The organism is Paraglaciecola sp. 2405UD69-4, from assembly GCF_047525415.1.
In the GTDB taxonomy this organism is placed as follows: domain Bacteria; phylum Pseudomonadota; class Gammaproteobacteria; order Enterobacterales; family Alteromonadaceae; genus Paraglaciecola.
Window position 1 is genome coordinate 568870 of the sequence record NZ_JBLIXM010000002.1, and the last position, 20067, is coordinate 588936.

The window sequence follows — 20067 nt, forward strand, 5'->3', positions numbered from 1 at the left end:
TGTAACGGCACAAACCGCGAAAGTTCTACATAATCTAGTAGTACCATTGTAGATCTAAAACCAACAAACCAAGTAAATTTAAGGTTAATAAATAGCAACAAAGTTATTTACACTGATACCTAACCCTTAGACTTTCCTCGCAGTGCCGATAAAACACAAGCCACAATAACAAAGCCAGTAGACATCAATAAAGCTTTATCAAAGGTATAAATTAGCGCAGGGTTTTGCTCTGCACTGAACTGTGCGTCTCCAATATAAATATGCACCATTAAATTAACTATACTCATACCTAAAAGATTACCTATAGTCCGAGACAAGTTTAACGAAGCAGATGCCACCCCCACCTCATCTTTACGCACCGCTCCCATAATGGCATTGTTATTAGGTGTAGAAAACAGGCCAAACCCGACACCAATTAATAATAAAGATGTAGCAATGTAAGCCATACTGGTATTGGTATCCATCATGCTAAGTATCACTAAACCTACTCCAACAATGACACACCCTAATGTGGCTACCAACCGAGGTTGGAACCTATCAGCAAGCTTGCCAGATACAGGAGCTAAAATAGCCATAGACAGGGCCTGCAACAAAATAACTTGCCCAGCATGAGCAGGGCTAAAGCCTTTCACATACTGTAAATACAAACTCATTAAAAATACTAAAGGAAAATTACTGGCATACATCAATAAAGATGTAGACAAAGACATAGAGAAAACACGACTATCTCGGAACATCTGTACTCTAATTAACGGCTTACTACTACGACTTTGATGTAACACAAATAAACTTAAACACACAACTGACACCACAAGCATAACTACACCTAAAACTTGCGGTAAAATACTCAGGCCATAAACTAAAGAGCTGGCAAACAGCGCAAAAATACCTGTTCCCCACCAATCAAACTTAGTTTTACCTTCATTTTTCCATTCGCCACTCAGACGCATTTTAATCAACACCAATAGAGCAATGACGATAGGAACTTGAAACAAAAATACCGAACGCCATCCCCATAACTCCGTTAACCAACCTCCAACTGCTGGCGCTATCGTCAACCCAATATAGATACATGCCGAAGCCATACCCAGGGCTGCGCCCCGCTTATGAGATGGAGTAACAGACGTAATGATGGCTATACCCGTGGCAAAAATCATAGACGAGGCGATACCCTGAACAAAGCGCCAAAATAAAACCCACTCAATAGAGCCACCTAAACCACACATAAAAGATGAAAAGGCATTTAGCGCTAAACCGTAAGTATAAACACGCTTACGGCCGTAGTTATCAGCCAACTTTCCAGCTGGCAACATAAACACCACACTACTCAAAATAAACAAGGTAGGTAGCCAAGAGACCATTTTTGCATTGGCTTGTAAATCTGCAGCCATATCTGGGATTGCTATATTTACAGACGCCATACCTAAGGGCCCAATAATTGAACCTAAGCACACTATAATCAGAGCAAATTTAGCTAAAACAGATTTTTCGACAGCAGACTCAGACAAAACGCACAACACTTAAAATTAGATGAAGATAAAATAGATCATATCGAAGCGACACAGTTTGTATATAAGAATCAGAGTTTTATTTGCAACGCAAAACAAAATAAAAATGAATTTACATCAGTAGCTTAGTAAAGGTCGTGGCTAGGCGCCTCATTAAAATACAACGCCCCCTAGCCGTGCTGAAAAACTAGTCAGTTTTCTGCTCGTCAGCATCTTGCTGCTTTTTAGCCTCATCTCTAATGCTTTCTATGGTCTTTTCAGCATGATTAAATGCGTCCATAGCTTGATCCTTGGTATCAAATTCAAAGATACTCCTAATTGGACAAGCCTCATCGGAGGTTATGATTTTATCATTTCTGCCACCGCATACTTCAAAAAAGTCTCCCTTAAAACCAGCCCTAAAACTTGTCAATAAAGAGTTACAATTCATAAAGGTGGTAGCCAAATAATAACGCTTTTTGCCAGAGCTACTTATACTAATTACATCATCATCTAATGTGCCATAGCCACTAATATTGCGCTGACGAACACAGGCTCTACCATCTTGCTCTGTTTCAGTACGTAGCACTTCATCATAACTGGGCAAATCAACATTTAAACTTGAGCATGACACTAGGCTCACCGCACCTAATAACACTAAACTACAATTGAATATTTTCATTATCAAACCAACCGTAAAACGACATTAAGCCATAGAAAATCAGGTTACACTCAGAATAAACAGACCAGCGCCTGCTTTTCTTAAAGTTATGGTAAAACAAAATCCAAAAAGTTCAGATTATTAAACACGGGCCTCAAGGCCCTAATGTTAAAGCTCCTGCTCAGCCCTTTTCACATAATTAAACAGTACATCTTTCAAATGTACTCTCCGGTTTTTTAACGAGTCTAAATAATCGTCTGCCACAGCCTCATGGTTTTTCTCTATATGATGTACCTCACTCTCTATTTCATGGTACTCATCAAATAACTTAGCAAAATGCCCATCATTCATTTTTAAATGACGAATAGTATGATGATGATCTGGAAAGTCCTTAAGTAACGTATGTTTTTGTAATTCCATAATTGATAAATCCCCTCTCAACAGTATTAATTTCAGTAGTAAGTCTAGGAGCTTATTTTGAATAACTATTGATCTACATCAGGTTAATTGCACTCCATTTAATCTCTGTATTCCAACCCCTAGAGCAAACCTAAAACCCATAATTCTTTCCCTAAAAAGTTTTTATTTTTCATTGGGTTAATTTCCTGACCAACTAGACCACCCTTGGCATAAAAGCTGCTGAATGGGGCATTTAACCTTAAGTTCCTGTTTATCCTTTGTAATGACTTGAGATTGCTTAATGAGAGTGCAAATGACCTTGCGTACGCCCCACAATAGATTTTTATTCCACCTACAAACAGGCTTTATAGGGGTGCTCTGGTTTATGGTGTTTTCCCAAAGTGCAGCTGCCAACTCACCACCTTTTCCAGCCAAATTTACACAAGAGCAAGCAGCCGAGTTAATAAATGACCGCTGTGAAAATTGCCACAACGATTATATTTTTGATGGTAATTGGTCCGTAGAAGACGTTGACGTTAGTGATATAGCGTTGGGCAAAAATCAAAGGCTTTGGGAAGCCATGCTTAAATCTGTGTCTATGGGAGACATGCCTCCAGCAGATAAAAAGCAGCTTACCCCAGCACAAAAAGCATCCTTTTTACATTGGCTAGAGTCATCACTCAATAGCTATAGCAAACACCATCCAAATCCCGGCCGAGCCACTATTCGCCGTTTAAATCGTAGCGAATATGCCAACTCAGTAAGAGATTTATTAGCACTAGACATAGATATCACGCAATCTTTGCCGGGAGACGATTCTGGCTATGGCTTTGATAACAATGCCGATGTCCTTGGAGTCTCTACCACACTACTCGAAAGGTACTTGTCGGTAGCGGGTAAACTGAGTAAGTTGGCAACAGGTGTAGCTGGCGCTGTTGCCACTAAAACGAACTACCTCATTCCTAAAGATGGGCCAGTTAAAAATAGTGGAGTCCAGTCTTTTGACCTTAGAGCCAATGACCAACTCCCCTTAGACTCCCGTGGTGGAGGTAGCTTTGACTTTTATGCACCCAAAGCGGGGACCTATGAAATTGCAGGTTTTCTAAATGCTAATACCGCTAACGAAGTAGACAGACTAGAGAATCTCCGCCACAGCCATAAAATCATATTAACAGCAGGTAAACACAATATCGGCTTGAGTTTTCGTAAACAACTCGCCTTATCTGAAGAGGTACCTAAAGTCCGCAAAGGTACCAGTTATGTTGTACTGCCAACCAAAGAACCAAGCTTACTAGAGTTAGATTTTATAATTGATGGAGCCCGCGTACAAACCATTCAAGTGCCTTCTTATTATATGTCGGCACGATTTTCTCAAGCGGCATTTTTACGAGATGTCCTTGAAGTTGAAGTGATTGGTCCATTACAAACTAATGAAGACAACAGCAACACTCCTAAGGCAAATGATATAACTGCAAGCACCCGTAAGATTTTTGTTTGCTATCCCGTTGTTACAGCAGATTCAAGGCCTTCAGCCCCCCTAAATGCCGAAGAGTTAGCATGCGCTAAAACCATTATGACAAACCTTGCGACTCAAGCCTATCGAAGGCCTGTCAGTGCAGTGGACACTCAGCCGTTACTTGAGGTATTTCAGCGAGCAAGAGCAGATTTAGACTTTAAAGGCAGCATAGCCACCAGCATACAAGCACTGCTGGTATCCCCAAGCTTTTTATATATACAAGAGCCAAGACCTGTGAATATTGAGCCAGGTCAAGTATATAAACTTAATGACTTTGAATTTGCTGCAAGGTTAGCACTATTTTTATGGAGTAGCTTACCAGACAAAGAACTAAGCGATTTAGCGGCAAAAGGTGCATTAAGAGAGCCACAAATATTAAGCTCGCAAATTAAGCGCATGCTCAACTCGCCAAAAGCTCAAGCACTTACCGATAACTTTGCGGGCCAGTGGCTTTATTTACGTAACCTCCCCCATCACTTCCCTGATGTATTTGAGTTTCCGCAATTTAATGTGCCACTTAAACAAGCCATTGGCCGAGAAACTGAATTGTTTTTTACCCGTATTTTAAAAGACAACGCATCTATCTTTGACTTTCTCAACGCTAATTACAGTTACCTTAACGAGCAACTCGCAACCCACTATGGCATTAGTGGTGTCAAAGGCAGCGCCTTTAGAAAAGTATCATTAGATCAACAAACAAACCGTGGTGGCCTCTTAGGCCAAGCGAGTATTTTAACCCTAACATCCAACCCAAATCATACTTCGCCCGTTAAGCGTGGCAAATGGATTTTAGATAATTTACTAGCAGCTAGTCCGCCACCTCCCCCACCCGATGTGCCCGCATTAGTCGCCGAACACAATGGCATTGCCCTGTCAGCGAGAGAACAATTAGCTAAACACAGAGCCGATCCAGTGTGTGCCGCATGTCATGTGCGCATGGACCCTCTTGGGTTAGCGTTAGAAAAATACGATGCAGTAGGCGCTTTCAGACATACCTATGCTAATCAAGAAATTGATGTCACCGCACAAATGCCAGATGGCAGTAAGTTTGAAGGGTTAAATGGCTTACATTCCATTTTATGGGACCGCAGAGAGCGCTTTGCTCAAGCCTTTACAGACAGATTGCTAACCTATGCCCTAGGTCGAGGATTAGAGCCATACGACCAACCAATAGTTAGAAAAATAACCCAACAAGCAAGAACCCAAGACTACCGTATTCACAGCATTATTGAAGCTGTGGTTAGCAGTACCCCTTTTAATTATAAAAAAGCACCAGAGGCTAATAATGAAAATCAGCAAATCGTTAAAGCACACTAATACCATCAATAATGGTAATAGCCCCTATCGACGTGTTTTTTTAAAAGGAATAGGTGCCGCTATCGCCCTACCAGTAATGGAGTCTCTGTTACCCTCAGCTATGGCAAAATCTATCGAACAGCGCCCCAAGCGAATGACAGTGTTTTATTCACCAAACGGTATGCGAATGACACATTACACGCCAACAAGTATAGGGAAAAACTACAAGGCTACTCCCATTTTAATGCCACTTGAAAAGGTACGTGATAAATACACTGTTATCTCTGGGTTAGGCCATTATCAAGCCAGTGCCTTTGGCGCACCGCCAGCTGGCCATGGTAGAAGTTGCCCTGCATTTTTAACAGGGGCACATGCCAAAGCAACTGAAGGTGCTGACATATACTGCGGAGTTTCCGTAGATCAAATAGCGGCAAAATATTTTGCAAAAGACACACAACTAGCCTCATTAGAATTAGGTATAGAGCCACCAAGCTTACTAGGCAGTTGCGATATAAATTACAGTTGCACCTATACCAATACTATATCTTGGAAAAACCCAACCCAAGCATTACCCGCTATGGTTGCTCCAAGCGATGTATTCGAACACCTATTCGGTGATGGCAATCAAATTGACGAGCCAACCCGCCAAATGAGATTGGCACATAAAACTAGTATTTTGGACTTTATCAATCATGAAGCCAAAAGAGTGAACCAAAGGCTCGGAGTAAATGATCGCCATAAGATGGAGCAGTATTTAGAGTCTATTCGCGATGTTGAACGGCGCATTACTAAAGCCAGAGAAACCACCATCGAAATGAACTTAGAGGGGTTTAGTGTCCCAGCGAATATCCCCACAGATTACGAAGAGCATGTAAAAATCATGCTAGATCTACAAATGCTAGCACTGCAAACCGATATGACCCGCGTCAGTACTTTTATGCTTGGCCGCGAGTTAAGTAATCATGCTTACAACAACCTTGGAGTTCGTGATGGTCACCACGCGTTGAGCCATCACGCTAATGATCCACAAAAAATCGACAAGCTTATTAAAGTAAATACCTACCATATGCAGTTATTTGCCGACTACCTTGAAAAAATGGCCAGTGTTCCCGACGGCGAATCAAACCTACTAGACAACACCTTTGTAGTTCGTGGCGCCTGCATAGGTGAGTCTAATGACCATGACCATATGGACTTACCCATTATCCTTGCAGGCGGTGGCTTAGAGGGCAACCGGCATTTAGCTGCCCAAAAACATACGCCCATGTGTAACCTTTTATTATCTGTGTTGCAGCAAATGGGGATACCCACAGAAAGCTTCGGCGACAGCACTGAGCCACTTACCGGCTTAATTAGCTAAGGTTTATTGTATGACATTCCCTAACTTAACCATAAGTACAAGCATTAACAGCGAATTGTTAGCAACCAGCATAAAGTTGGGCATAGCGGCTTTACTTCTCACCTGCCTAGTTAGCTGCAAAGATAACGCTAAACCTAGCTTATCTAACGCAAACCAAAATCAGCAAGTACAGCAGCAACTATTACTAAACAGCAAACAGGCGATTTTAGACTTAGACCATACTCTGCTATCCAGTTTAATGACAAAAATCGATGTTAATCAGCCTCTACCAGACGGCTCAAGTCTGCTAGACTGGGCCGTTGAAACCCAAAGTCCTAAACTGGTGAACTTACTGCTTGAAAACGGCGCAACAGTAGATATCACCAATGGCAATCGCTTCAAGCCTATCATACAAGCTTGCAGATACGGTAATAGCGAGATCATCAATGCCCTTCTAGATAAAGGCGCAAACCCTAAAGCAACAATAGAAGATGGCACTAGTGCCTTTCAACTTTGTGCAGGCTCAGCTACAAGTATTGATTTAGCCAGAATAGCCAACTTGGGAGTAGACATAGACGCCCAAAACGCCCAAGGGCAAACACCAATAATGTGGGCCGCTAACAATGGCAAGGTCGAAAACCTAACCTACTTAGTGAATCAAGGCGTAAACATCAATCATCAAACCAAACTAGGGTACAGCCCACTATTTTTTGCCATTAAAAGTCAGAACCTAAACACTATTCAAGCAGCGATAAAGCATGGTGCCGACCTATTTGCCACAGCCAAAGACGGCACAACTGCGGCACAACTTGCGGTATATGTTGCAAACTTCGAATTCTTACATTGGTATATCAGCAACCTAGACTCTCTTATGGACCAAGAGCAGGCCCAAGCAGTATTAAGCGCTTTTGACCGCGACGGTTACCAACTGTTACATGCTGCAGTTAAAGCTAACCAGCCCGAATTAGTGACAAAATTAATAGCCCTAGGGGCGAACCCTAACACCATTAGCGAACCGTCTAAGCTGAAATGGCGCTATGAAGCCAACTTTAAAACAGAATCCTATATTCCACCCCAGCTTACGCCACTAGAGATAGCCAAACAGCAGAAGTTAGTAAAAATCATAGAAATTTTAGAAGGGTAAACAAAAAACATAGCCAACGAAGATTATAAAGCTAACAGCCCCTACTGGGCAGTTTGCTCATTAATAAACTCCACTCCCTGCAACATAGCGAGTACCAGCTCTTTGGCTTCGAATTTTGTTAATGCGGTATTTGCGCCCACTTGATGGGCCTGACTCACACTGATAGAACTAGACAAAGAAGTGTGCAGAATAATATAAGTTGCCGCCAAGGCTGGGGAATTTCGAACTTCAAAAGTAAGCTCATAACCATCTAATCCCGGCATTTCAATATCAGACACCAACAAGTTAACTGGGTGGCCACTTCGCGCTTGCTGACGCATATACTCTAAGGCTTTATGGCCATCATCAGTAACATGAAAGGGAACATGTAACAGCTCTAACACATCGGTAAGCTGTCGCCTTGCGGTCAACGAATCATCAACAACCAAGATATTCATGGGCTTGAGCTTTTCTCGTTGTAAATCTGTCACCACAGCAAGGGCCGCTTGAGGGTCTGGCGGGAACACCTTATTGAGTATTAACTCAACATCTATCAATTGAATAAACTCATTAGCCACTTCAACTGTGCCGGTTATAAACACCCCAGCACCTAACCTTTTATCCGGTTGTTTAATCTCCCGCCAGTTAGTCTCAACTATTTTATCAATCTTACTAACTACAAAACCCACCACTTTTCGTTGGCAATCAGTGACAACTATATAAGAATCACTCAGCTCGCTTTCTGGGATAGGACCAAACCCAATCACCTCAGCCATATCAATCACAGCAATTGTTTTATCCCGTACGTTCAAAATACCTTTCACGCCCGCCACAGACTGCACCATAGAAGTCACAGGTTTATAAGGCACCAGCTCTAGAATTTTTAATGTACCCAAAGCTAGTTGACGCCCATTCTTAAGGCGAAACAATAAAAGCCCCTGTGAATAGTTAGCTTTAGAAGCCACAACTCTCTCCGAAAAATAAAATCAATACAGTAAAAATCGACCAAAACACAATAAACCTAAGTGTATCCTCAGATTTTTAGTTTGCACATAACAAAAACAGCAAACATTGATGGCAATCAGGCCACAGATTTTTTGGCTTTAACACTCTTTGGTAAATATAGAGCCTAATTAAAAAACATCACCATTCTGCCAACTGTTGCATGTCTTTTAATCTACCTCTTTGTAACACCAGAGCCTCAAATAGATCATCGATTGACTGGTTGTTTGAATTTAGCCCAGGCAAGGCTATGTTAGCTTCTGCAAAAAAGCGTTTGCTTTGCTTGTCTTGTTGCCATGACCCTGTTGAAGGTTCTGAGACCGCAGAATTAGACTGATTAAGGCCAAGGTTATAACTTGCTGGTTGCTCCCTTATCTCTAATGTTTGCTTTGGTTGCAACCAAGCTTGTTGCCACCAGCTTTGAATTCGTTCTTTGGCTTCTTTTAATTTTTGCTCAGTTGGTAGGCGATCGCTTTTTTGATTATTGATTTTGCTATCGGTTGGCAATAGGTTCCAAAGATCGTTATTTGGCCAGCGGGCAAATGGCATACTGTGATCAATGTCATAGTTTCTTTTAAGTGATTTAGCAGACCAAACGCACTGAGCGAGCTCAGGACATTGCTGCTTAACTTTCTCAAACCTAGTTCTTACTTCACTAGTGCTGCGTTTGGGCTCTAACCAATTTAATGCTTGATGCAAATAATATTGATTTTCTGGTGCGGCATATTGCTGGTTGCCGGTATAACTTGCCATGGTTTTCACCCATTCACTTACCAGTACTGGCTCTATCCAACAAGCGTAACGATTAAAGGCTAACCAAGTAGACTCTGGCAATGAAAACTCGCCCCATTGTTCTAAAGTTTGCAGGTCTAGAAACAAGCTGTCTTTAGCTCTGACTGTTTTATTGTCTACTTCAAATATAGTCTGGTCACTATTGGGCAAGGTTATATAGCGACAAGGCATTGTTTTAATATTGGTAACAGCCGCCGAGAGTGTTTTATGCAGTGCTATGGCATCATCACCTAAAAACATATTACCTATACGGTAATCTGCCGCGGTGCGGTGGGTTAATTTATGCCAACCTTCTGCTTTCATAAACCCCATGTTTGGGCTTTTGTTTGGTGTTTGATATAACTGGTGGGTATCAATAAGCCCTTTATATTGATGACACCAATACAAAGCCACTAACCCCACGGGTAATATTACCCTGTCACCGCTTGGACTAGATTCGCGCCGCAACACTGCGCCGGGGTGTCCATCGGCAATCCGCAATAACACTCTTAGTAGTGCCAACTTATGGGTGGCAGCCTTACCATCATTAATGGCAACGTGACGAATAAAAGGAAACGCACCAGTCCCGTCATCAGGTAATTGCAATACTAAGGTTTGCCAATAAACAGCATCACGACCCAGTTTATCTTTATCTGTCGTGCCCACTAAACTTGAAAACAGCCCAAGGTTTTGAGCTAGGTGCTCTACCTCTTCTACGCTCACAGCAAACATACTGCGTTCTTGCTGCTCCTTTGGTGTCATACCAAACTTAAGAGAGATGACAATTTTACCGCCTGGCTTAAGTAGGTTAGTTAGCTTACGTAGGGCGCGGCTGCGCTGTGAAGGTGGCACATGCATCCAAACGGCACTTAGTAAGATCAAGTCAAAACTAAGCTCTAACTTGGTTGTTTTGTCTAGGGAAGGTAAAGAATCTTGAAGCCAATGGACATTTTGACCCTTTGTGGTTTGCTGCCCAACTTGCAACAAAGCATGTGATGGTTCCACTCCATATACTTGGGCGATGCTACCTTGAGGTTGATTTTCAGCCACAAGCTCTGCTATTCGCTTTACATCACGGCCAGCGCCGGCACCCACATCTAAAATCGCCAAATTTGGCTTGTCTAAAATAGCCGGTAGCTGATGTATCCAGCTATTATGGACCTCTTCAAACGTAAGCGATAAGTACTGCTCAGACACATCTTTAGCTCGCTTATTGTAATACTCAGACGACATTATATTCCCTTAGTCATACCGCTATTAGAACTACCAGACACGAATATGTTTTATAACTCCTCCTGATAGTAAAAGAATAAAGGTTCTGGGGTAAAGGTAATTATGCCTTTACAGACTCATTAGCTAATTTAAAAGAGTTTTAATTGCGGTGTGTCTTGAATGCTAGTTTTAGCTTTTGGTTTGCTTTGACCTTTGGATGTGTTGCGTTTTCGCGAGCCGTGCTTTTTAAATACCTGCTTAGCATTTTGCCTGCCACTTACTGACTTTGAGATACCGTACAGAGCGTCTTTCATTATTTTTGATTCTTGTTTAAAGTCGATTATTGGGTTTGTATATTCTGGGGCTAGGTTTTCGTGATTAAGAGCCATGATTTGTTCAGCTTTCAAAGAACGCAGCTCGGGTATCATACTACGCACAAAGTGGCACTTTGGGTCGTGATCATGCAGCTGTTTTTGCGGCGAGTAAATTCTAATAGCGTTGATCCCTGTGATACCTGCTTGCATTTGAATTTGCGATACATGGATACCAGGTACGTAATCAACCATTAATTTGGATAATTCATACATAACCGTTTGCCATGGCAACCTTAACGCATTGCAGGCAAAGCTGGTGATCATAGCGCGGGATCTAAAATTCAACCATCCGTGTTTTTGATAATAACGCATAGCCGCATCTATAGCCGGAAATCCAGTCTCACCATACAACCATGCCTGTAGGCGTTTATTGTGCTCTACTTCGTCCAACTCATGGGTGATATATGGCACACCTTCTCTAAATGCTTTGTTTACGGCTTGAAATTCCATCTCTACTTCGCTTTCAAGCTTTTGTACAAAGTGAGCATGCCAAAAAAGCCGTGAGATGAAGTTTCGTAAACTAGATATCCATTGCTGATGATTTTCCTCTGGCGTTGCTCGCTGCGCTTCAACTAAATGCTGTAACCTATTATCGCATTCTTGAAGTACTGTTCTTAACGATAACGCCCCCCAAGCCAACTGAGTAGAAAGTCTAGAGCAGGCACTGGGAGCTTTGTTCATGCTACTTATTCCCCCTCGGTACTTTTTACCGCGTACCCATAAAAAGTCTTTTAATATTGACCTAGCATACCTCTCACTTACGCTTGAGTATTCCGATGGGGCTTGGTGTAGCTTAAGGGGGGGATGATTCTGCTGAAGATGATGGTTAAACACTTGCTTAAGTTCATCAGGAAAACTAACAAGTAACTTATCTTTAGGAACGCCAAGCACAGATTTAGATATGTAGCCCTTAAAATGCTTATCCCAATAGTCTCTGTCTATGGGACCACGAACCACACCATTATTGGTGAATTCATACCATTTTATGTTGTTATTACCACACCAAAGGCTAAAGGTTTTATCACGCTCAAAAGTATGATTTAAGCCCGTTTCTTCATGGGAATACACCTCACTCACCACATATCCAAGTTCGCTAATTAGAGCACTAATTTGCTGTACAGCCTCTATAGGCGACAACTTAAACACCAACAAGCCACTGCCAAAGTGATTCAAGTTTTGACTTAAAGCACTAGCCCCTGTTTGTAGCGCGTGAGTGTGAAAATCGCCCCAATCTGGACCATTAAGGAGTAAAGGCTCTTGTAAAAATACCGGAAGAACAATTTTGTTACGGGCCAAGGCTTGAGTTAACGCTTGGTTATCAAAAAGTCTCACATCTCTTTTAACCCACCAAATGGCCACATTTTTTGGTGTATGGGCGCGTATGCTCATAGAAATAATTGGATGTCCGGTATCAAAGCGTTAATGAAACAGCAAAAGAAAGTTAATGGGTGATATACGCTTAACAGCAAATTTTGGATTACTTAAAAGCAATCAATCAAAGCTTTAAACACTGCTATTGATCAGAGTTTTATATTGATGGGATTTAGCTTATCGGGCCTAAAGGCTAGGCCCGTTTAAGAAGGTTAACTGCCTAATATTTTAAGGGGTAAAGACAAGGCATCGTTACCCGTTTGGCCTACTAACCAAATAATTGCGCTTAAACCGCCTATAGTTACCACATACCATACAACAGAAACTAACTGCGCATAGCGGTTAAGGGGTAAAAGTTCACTTAAATGCCTACGTTTATATTCGAAGAATATTTCGAGGCTACCAATGGCAAGTAAAAAGCCTAATAAAGCTAAACCAAAGTAATAACTAATAAACACACCTAAAACGGCGCCTAAAATACAAGCAATAATGCCCACCCAAGAGTTAACCGAAAACGCGATACTTTTTAGTACATGGCCGCCGTCTAAGGGTAATACTGGCAGCATATTAAATAAATTTAGCAAAGCATTAAACACCGCCAAACCAGCGAGTATTTCTATATCTGTCACCCAATAGGCTAAAAGGCAAACCACAGACAAAATCAAGCCGAAAAATGGCCCCATTATTGAAATCACTATGTCTTGCCAACGGGTATTAATTTTATCGTCACTAAGGGCAAGGCCGCCCACAAAAGGCACTAAGTAAATGCCTTTGGTTTTTAAACCAAAGTACTTCATAGCCTTAATATGACCGTATTCATGAAACACCAAACAAAGGATAAGGGCAATGGCAAACTCAATAGAAAAAAGCCAACTATAAGCCGCTAAGCTACCAGCGGCGAATAGCACCTTAATTACCTTGGCACTTTTTAGCAGCTTTAACCCCAAGCTCGCCATACCAATAAAACTAAACTTCATTGGCTGTTTTTTACCTTGGGTAACCTGCCTTTGCTCTATATCTTTTTCGGTAAGGGTACCTTCTTCTATTTGCTGGTCATTTACCACCAAGGTAAATTGCAACTTAAAAGGCTGCCAGTTAAGTCCACCACTCAAGTCAACTTGGATATCACCCTGCTCACTTTGTAATGTAAATTGATGGGAAAAAGGAGTTCCCTCTAGGGCGTCATCGTTATTTGCAGCGGCACTCGCATCAATTTGCGACACGCATTGTTCACCCCAAAAAAGTTGCTGCCAACCCGCCATAGAACCCTCTAACTTAAGGGGTTTACCTAAACACTCTACTTCTAATAAATGCACTATATAATCTCAATAAAACTTGCTAAGGCAATATTACTCTATTTTTGAAAGGCCAAGCTTAAAGTAATCTTATAAGAAGTGCGTCTATCTCAGACTTAAGCTCCTTATCTTGAATCTTACTCGCACTCACTTTTGCTGCTTTAAGGCTTTGAATTGCTGCTTCTTTATCACCTAGCTGTAGTTGTAAGCTCCCCATAGAAAACCCAATAGATGACATATGATCTTTAGAGTTAATGGCTTGTGCCTTTTCCAAAGCTTTTTGATAGCCCACCACTGCCTCGGCCAAGTCTTCAGTAAAGTCAGCTAGTGTCTCCCACTGCTCTGGATGATCTTTAGGGGTATTCTCGTTTGCAACACAAATCGCTTTTAGTTCAGCAAAATATCTATCAAACTCTTTCTGATTATCTCTATCAGCCGCAGCCATAAGCTTTTCAGACAGACCATAAACGGCCTTGTATATTTTGGTATTAATTTTCACGTAATTTACCTAAGAAAATGAATCTACTAATGATTGGGGCAATCATACGGTAATCGGATGAGGTGTACTAACATGCAACTAAGTTTTAGGCTCAAAAGGCAAAATTTTACTAAGCAATGACTTTTATCAACACCTTAAGATTAGGTATCCAACAATAACTAAACACTAATAAAGAAAAGCCCCACCTTTAAAACTGAGTATCTTAAGCATCATAAGTAATTAGTGTATTATCCTCTCATGAGTCATATCTAACTATATTATTTTAATAGCCAACCAAAAGTGTTGATATTGATGTTCGTGAGCTTAGTTAGTCAGCATATTTTTTATAGGAATTTTCATGAAGTTTATCTTAATTATTGTCGTTATTGCTTTAGCAGTCCTTTATTTCAATAGAAGTGCCGCTAATAAAAAGTTGGCTATTGAGAACAAAGCTGCGGCTAAGGAGTTTTTAGCCATAAACAAAACCGTTGTTGGGGTGCAAGAAACCCCTTCTGGCTTGCAATATGAGGTGCTAAATAAAGGTGATGGTAATACGTACCCCACTAGCAGCTCTAAGGTTAAAGTGCATTACCACGGCACTTTGTTAGACGGAACTGTATTCGATAGCTCAGTAGAGCGTAATTCACCTATTAGCTTCGCGTTAAATCAAGTGATTGCTGGTTGGACAGAAGGCGTTCAATTAATGGTAGTAGGTGATAAATTTAAGTTTTTTATCCCTGCCAACTTAGGCTATGGCGATAGAGCTACAGGTAAAATTACAGCAGGCTCTTTATTAATTTTTGAAGTAGAGCTGTTAGACATTCAGTAAAACGTTATCTTTTAATCAAATCATTTAATAACAAACAAAGGCGAACTTAAGTGTTAACTAAGTTTGCCTTTTTTTATAGCACACTAGTGCTAGATCCCTTTTAAACCTTGGTATTAACAGGCCTTTAAAAATCGAGGATCAACCATATACAAGTAATAGTGCTCTTAATTTGCACCTTTACCGTATACATTATATTAAACCCTTAAATGACTCAGGATCCGACTTTGATGAAACACACATTTTTATTGTTAATGGTATCTGTAATTTGTTTGGGCTGTAGTACTACTAGGCAGATTGATTACGATAAGACTGTTAGTTTCTCAAACATAAATAGTTTTTCTTTAGACCAGCCAATAGAATCACCAGACCAACTCCGTTCTACTTTAATTAGCAACAGCATAGAGCAAAACCTCATATCTAAAGGACTTAACAAGACTGAAACAGCCCAAGGCGATATAGATGTAAGTTATTTTGCTGTTACCTCTACCGAGCCAAACAGAAGTAGCTTCTCTATTGGACTTGGTACCGGTATTGGAGGCCGCTCTGGCGGAATATCCCTTGGTAGCATTTTAAGCCTCCCATTGGGTAAACAAGAGATAATTTATCAAAGCCTGAGAATTGATATACAGCAAGGTGACAAGATTATTTGGAGTGGTATAGACGAGATTGAAATAGACTCGGGTAATAGCGTAGAACTGCAAACAAAGATTGGGGAGTTAGTAGAGAGCATTTTAAGATCATTTCCCCCTACTCCTAAGTCGTAACGGCACATCAAGTAAATTTAGCAGCATAAATGCCGACCTATGCGATAATAGTAACGCCCTTGTAGGTTGGGCTTTAGCCCATCAAAAATAACCAAGTAATTGTCTGGAGTAATCATTTACATCGCTTGCGATGATCCGAAAGGGAAATATTATATTGGAGTGTATTTTATCCCTGGACCACATGCATAGCATCGGTTTGAGTGCGGCAATACATAAAGGTTAATAGTTTTGACTAACTTAATATACTTGAGGGATTGTAACGTAAAATGGTGCCCGGGGCCGGACTTGAACCGGCACGATCTTACGATCGAGGGATTTTAAATCCCTTGTGTCTACCAATTTCACCACCCGGGCATCGGGGGTACTTACTTGATTAAGTAAGCTGGTTTTGCTTACAACTAAAACATACGTCCAAAAGACTAGATTAGTTGTATTAAACAATAAATTATTAAGAAGTACAAAATGGTGCCCGGGGCCGGACTTGAACCGGCACGTCCTTACGAACGAGGGATTTTAAATCCCTTGTGTCTACCAATTTCACCACCCGGGCATCGGGGGTACTTACTTGATTAAGTAAGCTGGTATTGCTTAAGCGTTTATGGAGGCGGAACCCGGAGTCGAACCGAGATCCACGGATTTGCAATCCGCTGCATAGCCATTCTGCCATTCCGCCGAATCTTACCTTAAAATAAACATGTTACTTTAAGTAAAACCTTCAAAATTAAAGAAATTGGAGCGGGAAACGAGATTCGAACTCGCGACCCCAACCTTGGCAAGGTTGTGCTCTACCACTGAGCTATTCCCGCATAATTTACTTTATATTCTGTTTAGTTTTTTGATTGCCTAACTGGTAAATCGTTTGGCTCCCTAAAACTGAGGCTGCATTCTACATTCAAAGTAGAAGGAGTCAATAACAAAAATTAACTTTTTGAACTGACTGCTTATTTTTTGGCTTGTGCGTGTTAATTTTGCGCAAAAAGCTGTGAATAAGCGCTATTTCTATGATTGTTTTTGATCGTCCCATGCAGCTTTGGTGTACACAATCATTGACCAAAAAGATAACACTGCTGAAAAATATAACAAAATATAGCCAAGTGAAACCCAATAGATTTGAATTCCCATAAAATATTCCATTTCAGATAGTAAACCAATTAAGGCTAACATTTGTGCCATGGTCTTGGCTTTACCTGCAAATGATACTTTTACTAAGTCTTGCTTGCCTTGTTGCCCCATCCATTCTCGTAGTGCAGAAATATAGATTTCTCTAGACATTAGTAAGACTGCAGGAATGGTGATCAGTAGATTGTTGTAGCTGTGGGTTATGAGTAGCAAGGCTGCGGCAACAATAAGTTTGTCTGCTACTGGATCTAAAAATGCCCCAAAGGCGGTGGTTTGATTGAGTTTTCGTGCTAGGTAGCCATCAAACCAATCTGTGATGGCTGCAAACCAAAAGATAAATGCGCCAGCCTGATGTGCCCATTTCCAATCGAGAAAGTACACGATAACAAAAACAGGTATAAGCAGCACTCTGACAATTGTGATGATATTAGGAATAGTCCACATGAAACGTCTCTGTATTTCCTATGTTTATAATTATTAGATTAAAGAAAGGGCTATTAACCCATATGCGGGCGATATTTCAAAGCTCAATTATGAATATGATCATAAATAATATCTGCAAGCTCAACGCTTATACCCGGTACTTTGGATATTTCGTCTTTACTGGCTTGTAATACTCCGTGTAATCCTCCCATATATTTTAATAGACTTTGGCGACGTTTGGCTCCTACTCCAGGAATAGATTGTAACTTAGAGGTGGTTTTATCTTTTTGACGTCTGGCACGATGCCCAGTTATAGCAAAACGGTGAGACTCATCTCGAATATGCTGAATAAGGTGCAGGGCTATGCTGTCCCCTGGCATGGGAATGGTGGCGTGGCTACCAGCTAGTATTAGGGTTTCTAAACCTGCTTTACGGCTACTACCTTTTGCCACACCTATCAATAAAGGCTTTTTATCCTGCTTCCAATCTTCAAAATATTGTTCTGCTTGGGCAAGTTGGCCTTTACCACCATCAATAAACAAAATATCTGGTATTTTACTGGGGTCTTTAACATCACGATAGCGCCGCGCCAAGGCTTGTGCCATAGCGGCATAATCATCACCTGGGGTAATGCCTTCGATATTAAATTTTCGATAATCGGTTTTATAGGGGCCTTCTCTATTAAACACCACACAAGATGCAACAGTTTGTTGTCCAGATGTATGGCTAATATCAAAGCATTCCATTCTTTGTATAGGCTGTTCAAACTCTAGAATTTTCTCTAATTCTAAGTAACGGGCAAAAACTGATTTTTGGTGGCTTTGTTTCGATACCAGTGCGTTTTCTGCATTGGTATTGGCTAAGTCTAGATACCGGCGCTTTTCGTCTCGCACACCTTTAAAGAACTGTATTTTTCGGCCAGCTTTGGCACCCAGTACACTTTCAATTGAGGCTTGCTCTAAAATATCGATAGGAATAACAATTTGCTGCGGGATGACTTTATTACCCGCTAAATAAAACTGTAGTAGAAAAGATTGGAACACTTCTTCAGCGCTAGACTCTGCAGGAACTTTTGGATAAAAGCTTTTACTGCCTAACAACTTGTTATCTCGAATAAACATACCTTGAATACTGGCGATACCATTACGGTAAGCAAACCCAAAAACATCCATTTCTTGTTGGTCGCCACTGACACCTTGCTGCTCTTGAACCTTAGTCAAAGCGCCTATTTGATCACGGTAACGGGCCGCCACTTCAAACCTAAGTTCGCTACTGGCCTTTTCCATTTGCTGCACAAGTGATTCAATAACTTGTTTATTTTTACCCTTTAAAAACAAGCGGGCTAGTTGTACCTGCTGCGAATATTCTTCGTCAGATACGAGTCCTTCAACACATGGGCCGGCACAGCGCTGTAATTGATACTGTAAACACGGTCGAGTTCTAGCTCGGTAATAACTGTCTTCACATTGGCGAATTGGAAACAAACGCTGCATGGTACGCAAGCTTTCGCGCACCGCCCATGCACTTGGATAGGGTCCAAAGTACTCACCCTTTAGTTTTTTAGGGCCTCTATGATTACTTAACCTAGGATGGGTATGGTCTGATAAAAAGATAAATGGATAGGACTTGTCATCTCTAAGCAGTACGTTATATCTAGGCTTGTACTTTTTGATGTAGTTGTTTTCAAGAATGAATGCTTCTGTTTCACTGTGAACCACAGTGACGTCCATATCACAGATTTGTTTGACCAGAGAACGGGTTTTGATGCTATCTACATTTTTACGGAAGTAACTAGATACCCGCTTTTTTAAATTTTTGGCCTTACCTACATATATCACTTCTTTTTTCTGATTATACATGCGGTACACGCCCGGCTGATTTGTCAGAATTTTAAGAAAGCCTTGATAGTCGAAGGTTTGGTTTTCACTCATTAGGGCTAGTTAATTACAGGTGCTCTGCCGCTATTAACTTATGTCGCAGCGCTAAATGTGTCAGCTCTACATCCGTCCCTACACTTAGCTTTTCAAACATACGATAGCGATAGGTATTTACGGTTTTTGCACTGATATTCAAAGAAACCGCAATATCAGGCACTTTAGAGCCTTTTGTCAGCATCATGGCTATTTCTAGCTCTCTTTCTGATAATTGCTCAAAGGGATTACCATCATTGAAATTTAATTGACCAAGGGCAATTTGCTGCGCAATATCTGGGGAGACATACTTCTGCCCTGAAGCGACTTTATAAATAGCGTTGATCATTTCTTTAGGCTCGGAGTCTTTGGTTAAATAACCAAAAGCGCCCATTTGCATGACTTTACCGGGGATAGGATTTTCTTTATGGACCGACAAAACGATAACGCGAGTATTTTCTGAAAAGCGTAATATTTGCTTAGTGGCTTCTATGCCACCAATACCAGGCATATTCATATCCATTAAAACTAAATCAGGTGCGCTGTTACGACAAAACTTAACGGCTGCTTCACCAGTTGTTGCTTCACCTACTACTTCAAAATCGTTTACGTCTTCTAATATACGTCTAATGCCGGTGCGCACTAATTCGTGGTCATCGACTAATAACAGTTTAATCAAGGAAGAACTCCGTACTTCT

General features: G+C 41.1%; 16 protein-coding genes and 4 tRNA genes. 5 read left to right on the plus strand and 15 right to left on the minus strand.

The genetic code is table 11. From position 1 onward, the window contains the following. Positions 1-119 precede the first annotated feature (119 nt). The 3 genes from ACMUMK_RS08925 to ACMUMK_RS08935 form a co-directional block, all read right to left on the minus strand. On the minus strand, positions 120-1508 hold the full coding sequence (locus ACMUMK_RS08925; protein WP_414700781.1) for an MFS transporter: 1389 nt from the start codon (positions 1506-1508) through the stop codon (positions 120-122). Between the two features lie 187 nt (positions 1509-1695). After that, entirely contained in the window at positions 1696-2169 is a 474-nt protein-coding gene (locus tag ACMUMK_RS08930) for a DUF6491 family protein (protein WP_414700782.1), read from the minus strand. A gap of 147 nt (positions 2170-2316) precedes the next feature. Beyond that, complete coding sequence (locus tag ACMUMK_RS08935) at positions 2317-2568, minus strand: YdcH family protein (protein ID WP_414700783.1); 252 nt, start codon at positions 2566-2568, stop codon at positions 2317-2319. Positions 2569-2860: 292 nt separating this feature from the next. Between ACMUMK_RS08935 and ACMUMK_RS08940 the strand changes: the two genes are divergently transcribed. From ACMUMK_RS08940 to ACMUMK_RS08950, 3 genes are read left to right on the plus strand one after another with little or no spacing between them, the layout of a single operon-like run. After that, entirely contained in the window at positions 2861-5380 is a 2520-nt protein-coding gene (locus tag ACMUMK_RS08940; protein WP_414700784.1) for a DUF1592 domain-containing protein, read from the plus strand. Continuing rightward, positions 5349-6719, plus strand: coding sequence for a DUF1552 domain-containing protein (locus ACMUMK_RS08945; RefSeq protein ID WP_414700785.1), 1371 nt, complete (start codon positions 5349-5351; stop codon positions 6717-6719). Before ACMUMK_RS08940 ends, ACMUMK_RS08945 begins: the two co-directional genes overlap by 32 nt. Before the next feature lie 10 nt (positions 6720-6729). Continuing rightward, on the plus strand, positions 6730-7842 hold the full coding sequence (locus ACMUMK_RS08950; protein WP_414700786.1) for an ankyrin repeat domain-containing protein: 1113 nt from the start codon (positions 6730-6732) through the stop codon (positions 7840-7842). Positions 7843-7883: 41 nt separating this feature from the next. Here ACMUMK_RS08950 and ACMUMK_RS08955 read toward each other — a convergent pair whose 3' ends face one another. From ACMUMK_RS08955 to ACMUMK_RS08975, 5 genes are all read right to left on the minus strand, one after another. Next, positions 7884-8786 carry a chemotaxis protein gene (locus ACMUMK_RS08955; protein WP_414700787.1) on the minus strand — a complete coding sequence of 301 codons (903 nt, stop codon included), beginning with the start codon at positions 8784-8786 and terminating at the stop codon, positions 7884-7886. Positions 8787-8964: 178 nt separating this feature from the next. Beyond that, the gene (locus tag ACMUMK_RS08960; protein WP_414700788.1) at positions 8965-10827 is read right to left on the minus strand and encodes a methyltransferase domain-containing protein; all 1863 of its coding nucleotides are present in this window, start codon (positions 10825-10827) and stop codon (positions 8965-8967) included. A 128-nt stretch (positions 10828-10955) separates the two neighbouring features. Further along, entirely contained in the window at positions 10956-12569 is a 1614-nt protein-coding gene (locus tag ACMUMK_RS08965) for an FAD-binding domain-containing protein (RefSeq protein WP_414700789.1), read from the minus strand. A gap of 194 nt (positions 12570-12763) precedes the next feature. Next, positions 12764-13867 (minus strand): metalloprotease, encoded by a 1104-nt coding sequence (locus ACMUMK_RS08970; RefSeq protein ID WP_414700790.1) that lies wholly within the window; start codon positions 13865-13867, stop codon positions 12764-12766. Between the two features lie 58 nt (positions 13868-13925). Next, on the minus strand, positions 13926-14291 hold the full coding sequence (locus ACMUMK_RS08975) for a tetratricopeptide repeat protein (protein WP_414701394.1): 366 nt from the start codon (positions 14289-14291) through the stop codon (positions 13926-13928). 391 nt (positions 14292-14682) lie between these two features. Here ACMUMK_RS08975 and ACMUMK_RS08980 point away from each other — a divergent pair, with 391 nt between their 5' ends. Both ACMUMK_RS08980 and ACMUMK_RS08985 read left to right on the plus strand, forming a co-directional pair. Further along, positions 14683-15153, plus strand: a complete 471-nt coding sequence (locus ACMUMK_RS08980; protein ID WP_414700791.1) for an FKBP-type peptidyl-prolyl cis-trans isomerase — start codon at positions 14683-14685, stop codon at positions 15151-15153. A 227-nt stretch (positions 15154-15380) separates the two neighbouring features. Beyond that, the gene (locus ACMUMK_RS08985) at positions 15381-15917 is read left to right on the plus strand and encodes a DUF4136 domain-containing protein (RefSeq protein ID WP_414700792.1); all 537 of its coding nucleotides are present in this window, start codon (positions 15381-15383) and stop codon (positions 15915-15917) included. Between the two features lie 267 nt (positions 15918-16184). Here ACMUMK_RS08985 and ACMUMK_RS08990 read toward each other — a convergent pair. The 7 genes from ACMUMK_RS08990 to uvrY form a co-directional block, all read right to left on the minus strand. Beyond that, positions 16185-16271 (minus strand) — tRNA-Leu (locus ACMUMK_RS08990). Positions 16272-16380: 109 nt separating this feature from the next. Then, positions 16381-16467, minus strand: a tRNA-Leu gene (locus tag ACMUMK_RS08995). 49 nt (positions 16468-16516) lie between these two features. Continuing rightward, positions 16517-16590, minus strand: a tRNA-Cys gene (locus ACMUMK_RS09000). Between the two features lie 58 nt (positions 16591-16648). After that, positions 16649-16723, minus strand: a tRNA-Gly gene (locus ACMUMK_RS09005). 193 nt (positions 16724-16916) lie between these two features. Continuing rightward, the gene (gene pgsA / locus ACMUMK_RS09010; protein ID WP_414700793.1) at positions 16917-17480 is read right to left on the minus strand and encodes a CDP-diacylglycerol--glycerol-3-phosphate 3-phosphatidyltransferase; all 564 of its coding nucleotides are present in this window, start codon (positions 17478-17480) and stop codon (positions 16917-16919) included. A gap of 83 nt (positions 17481-17563) precedes the next feature. Beyond that, positions 17564-19390 (minus strand): excinuclease ABC subunit UvrC, encoded by a 1827-nt coding sequence (uvrC, locus tag ACMUMK_RS09015; protein ID WP_414700794.1) that lies wholly within the window; start codon positions 19388-19390, stop codon positions 17564-17566. A gap of 13 nt (positions 19391-19403) precedes the next feature. After that, a complete protein-coding gene (uvrY, locus tag ACMUMK_RS09020) occupies positions 19404-20048 on the minus strand; it encodes a UvrY/SirA/GacA family response regulator transcription factor (RefSeq protein ID WP_414700795.1) in 645 nt (214 codons plus the stop codon). Positions 20049-20067: the final 19 nt, after the last annotated feature.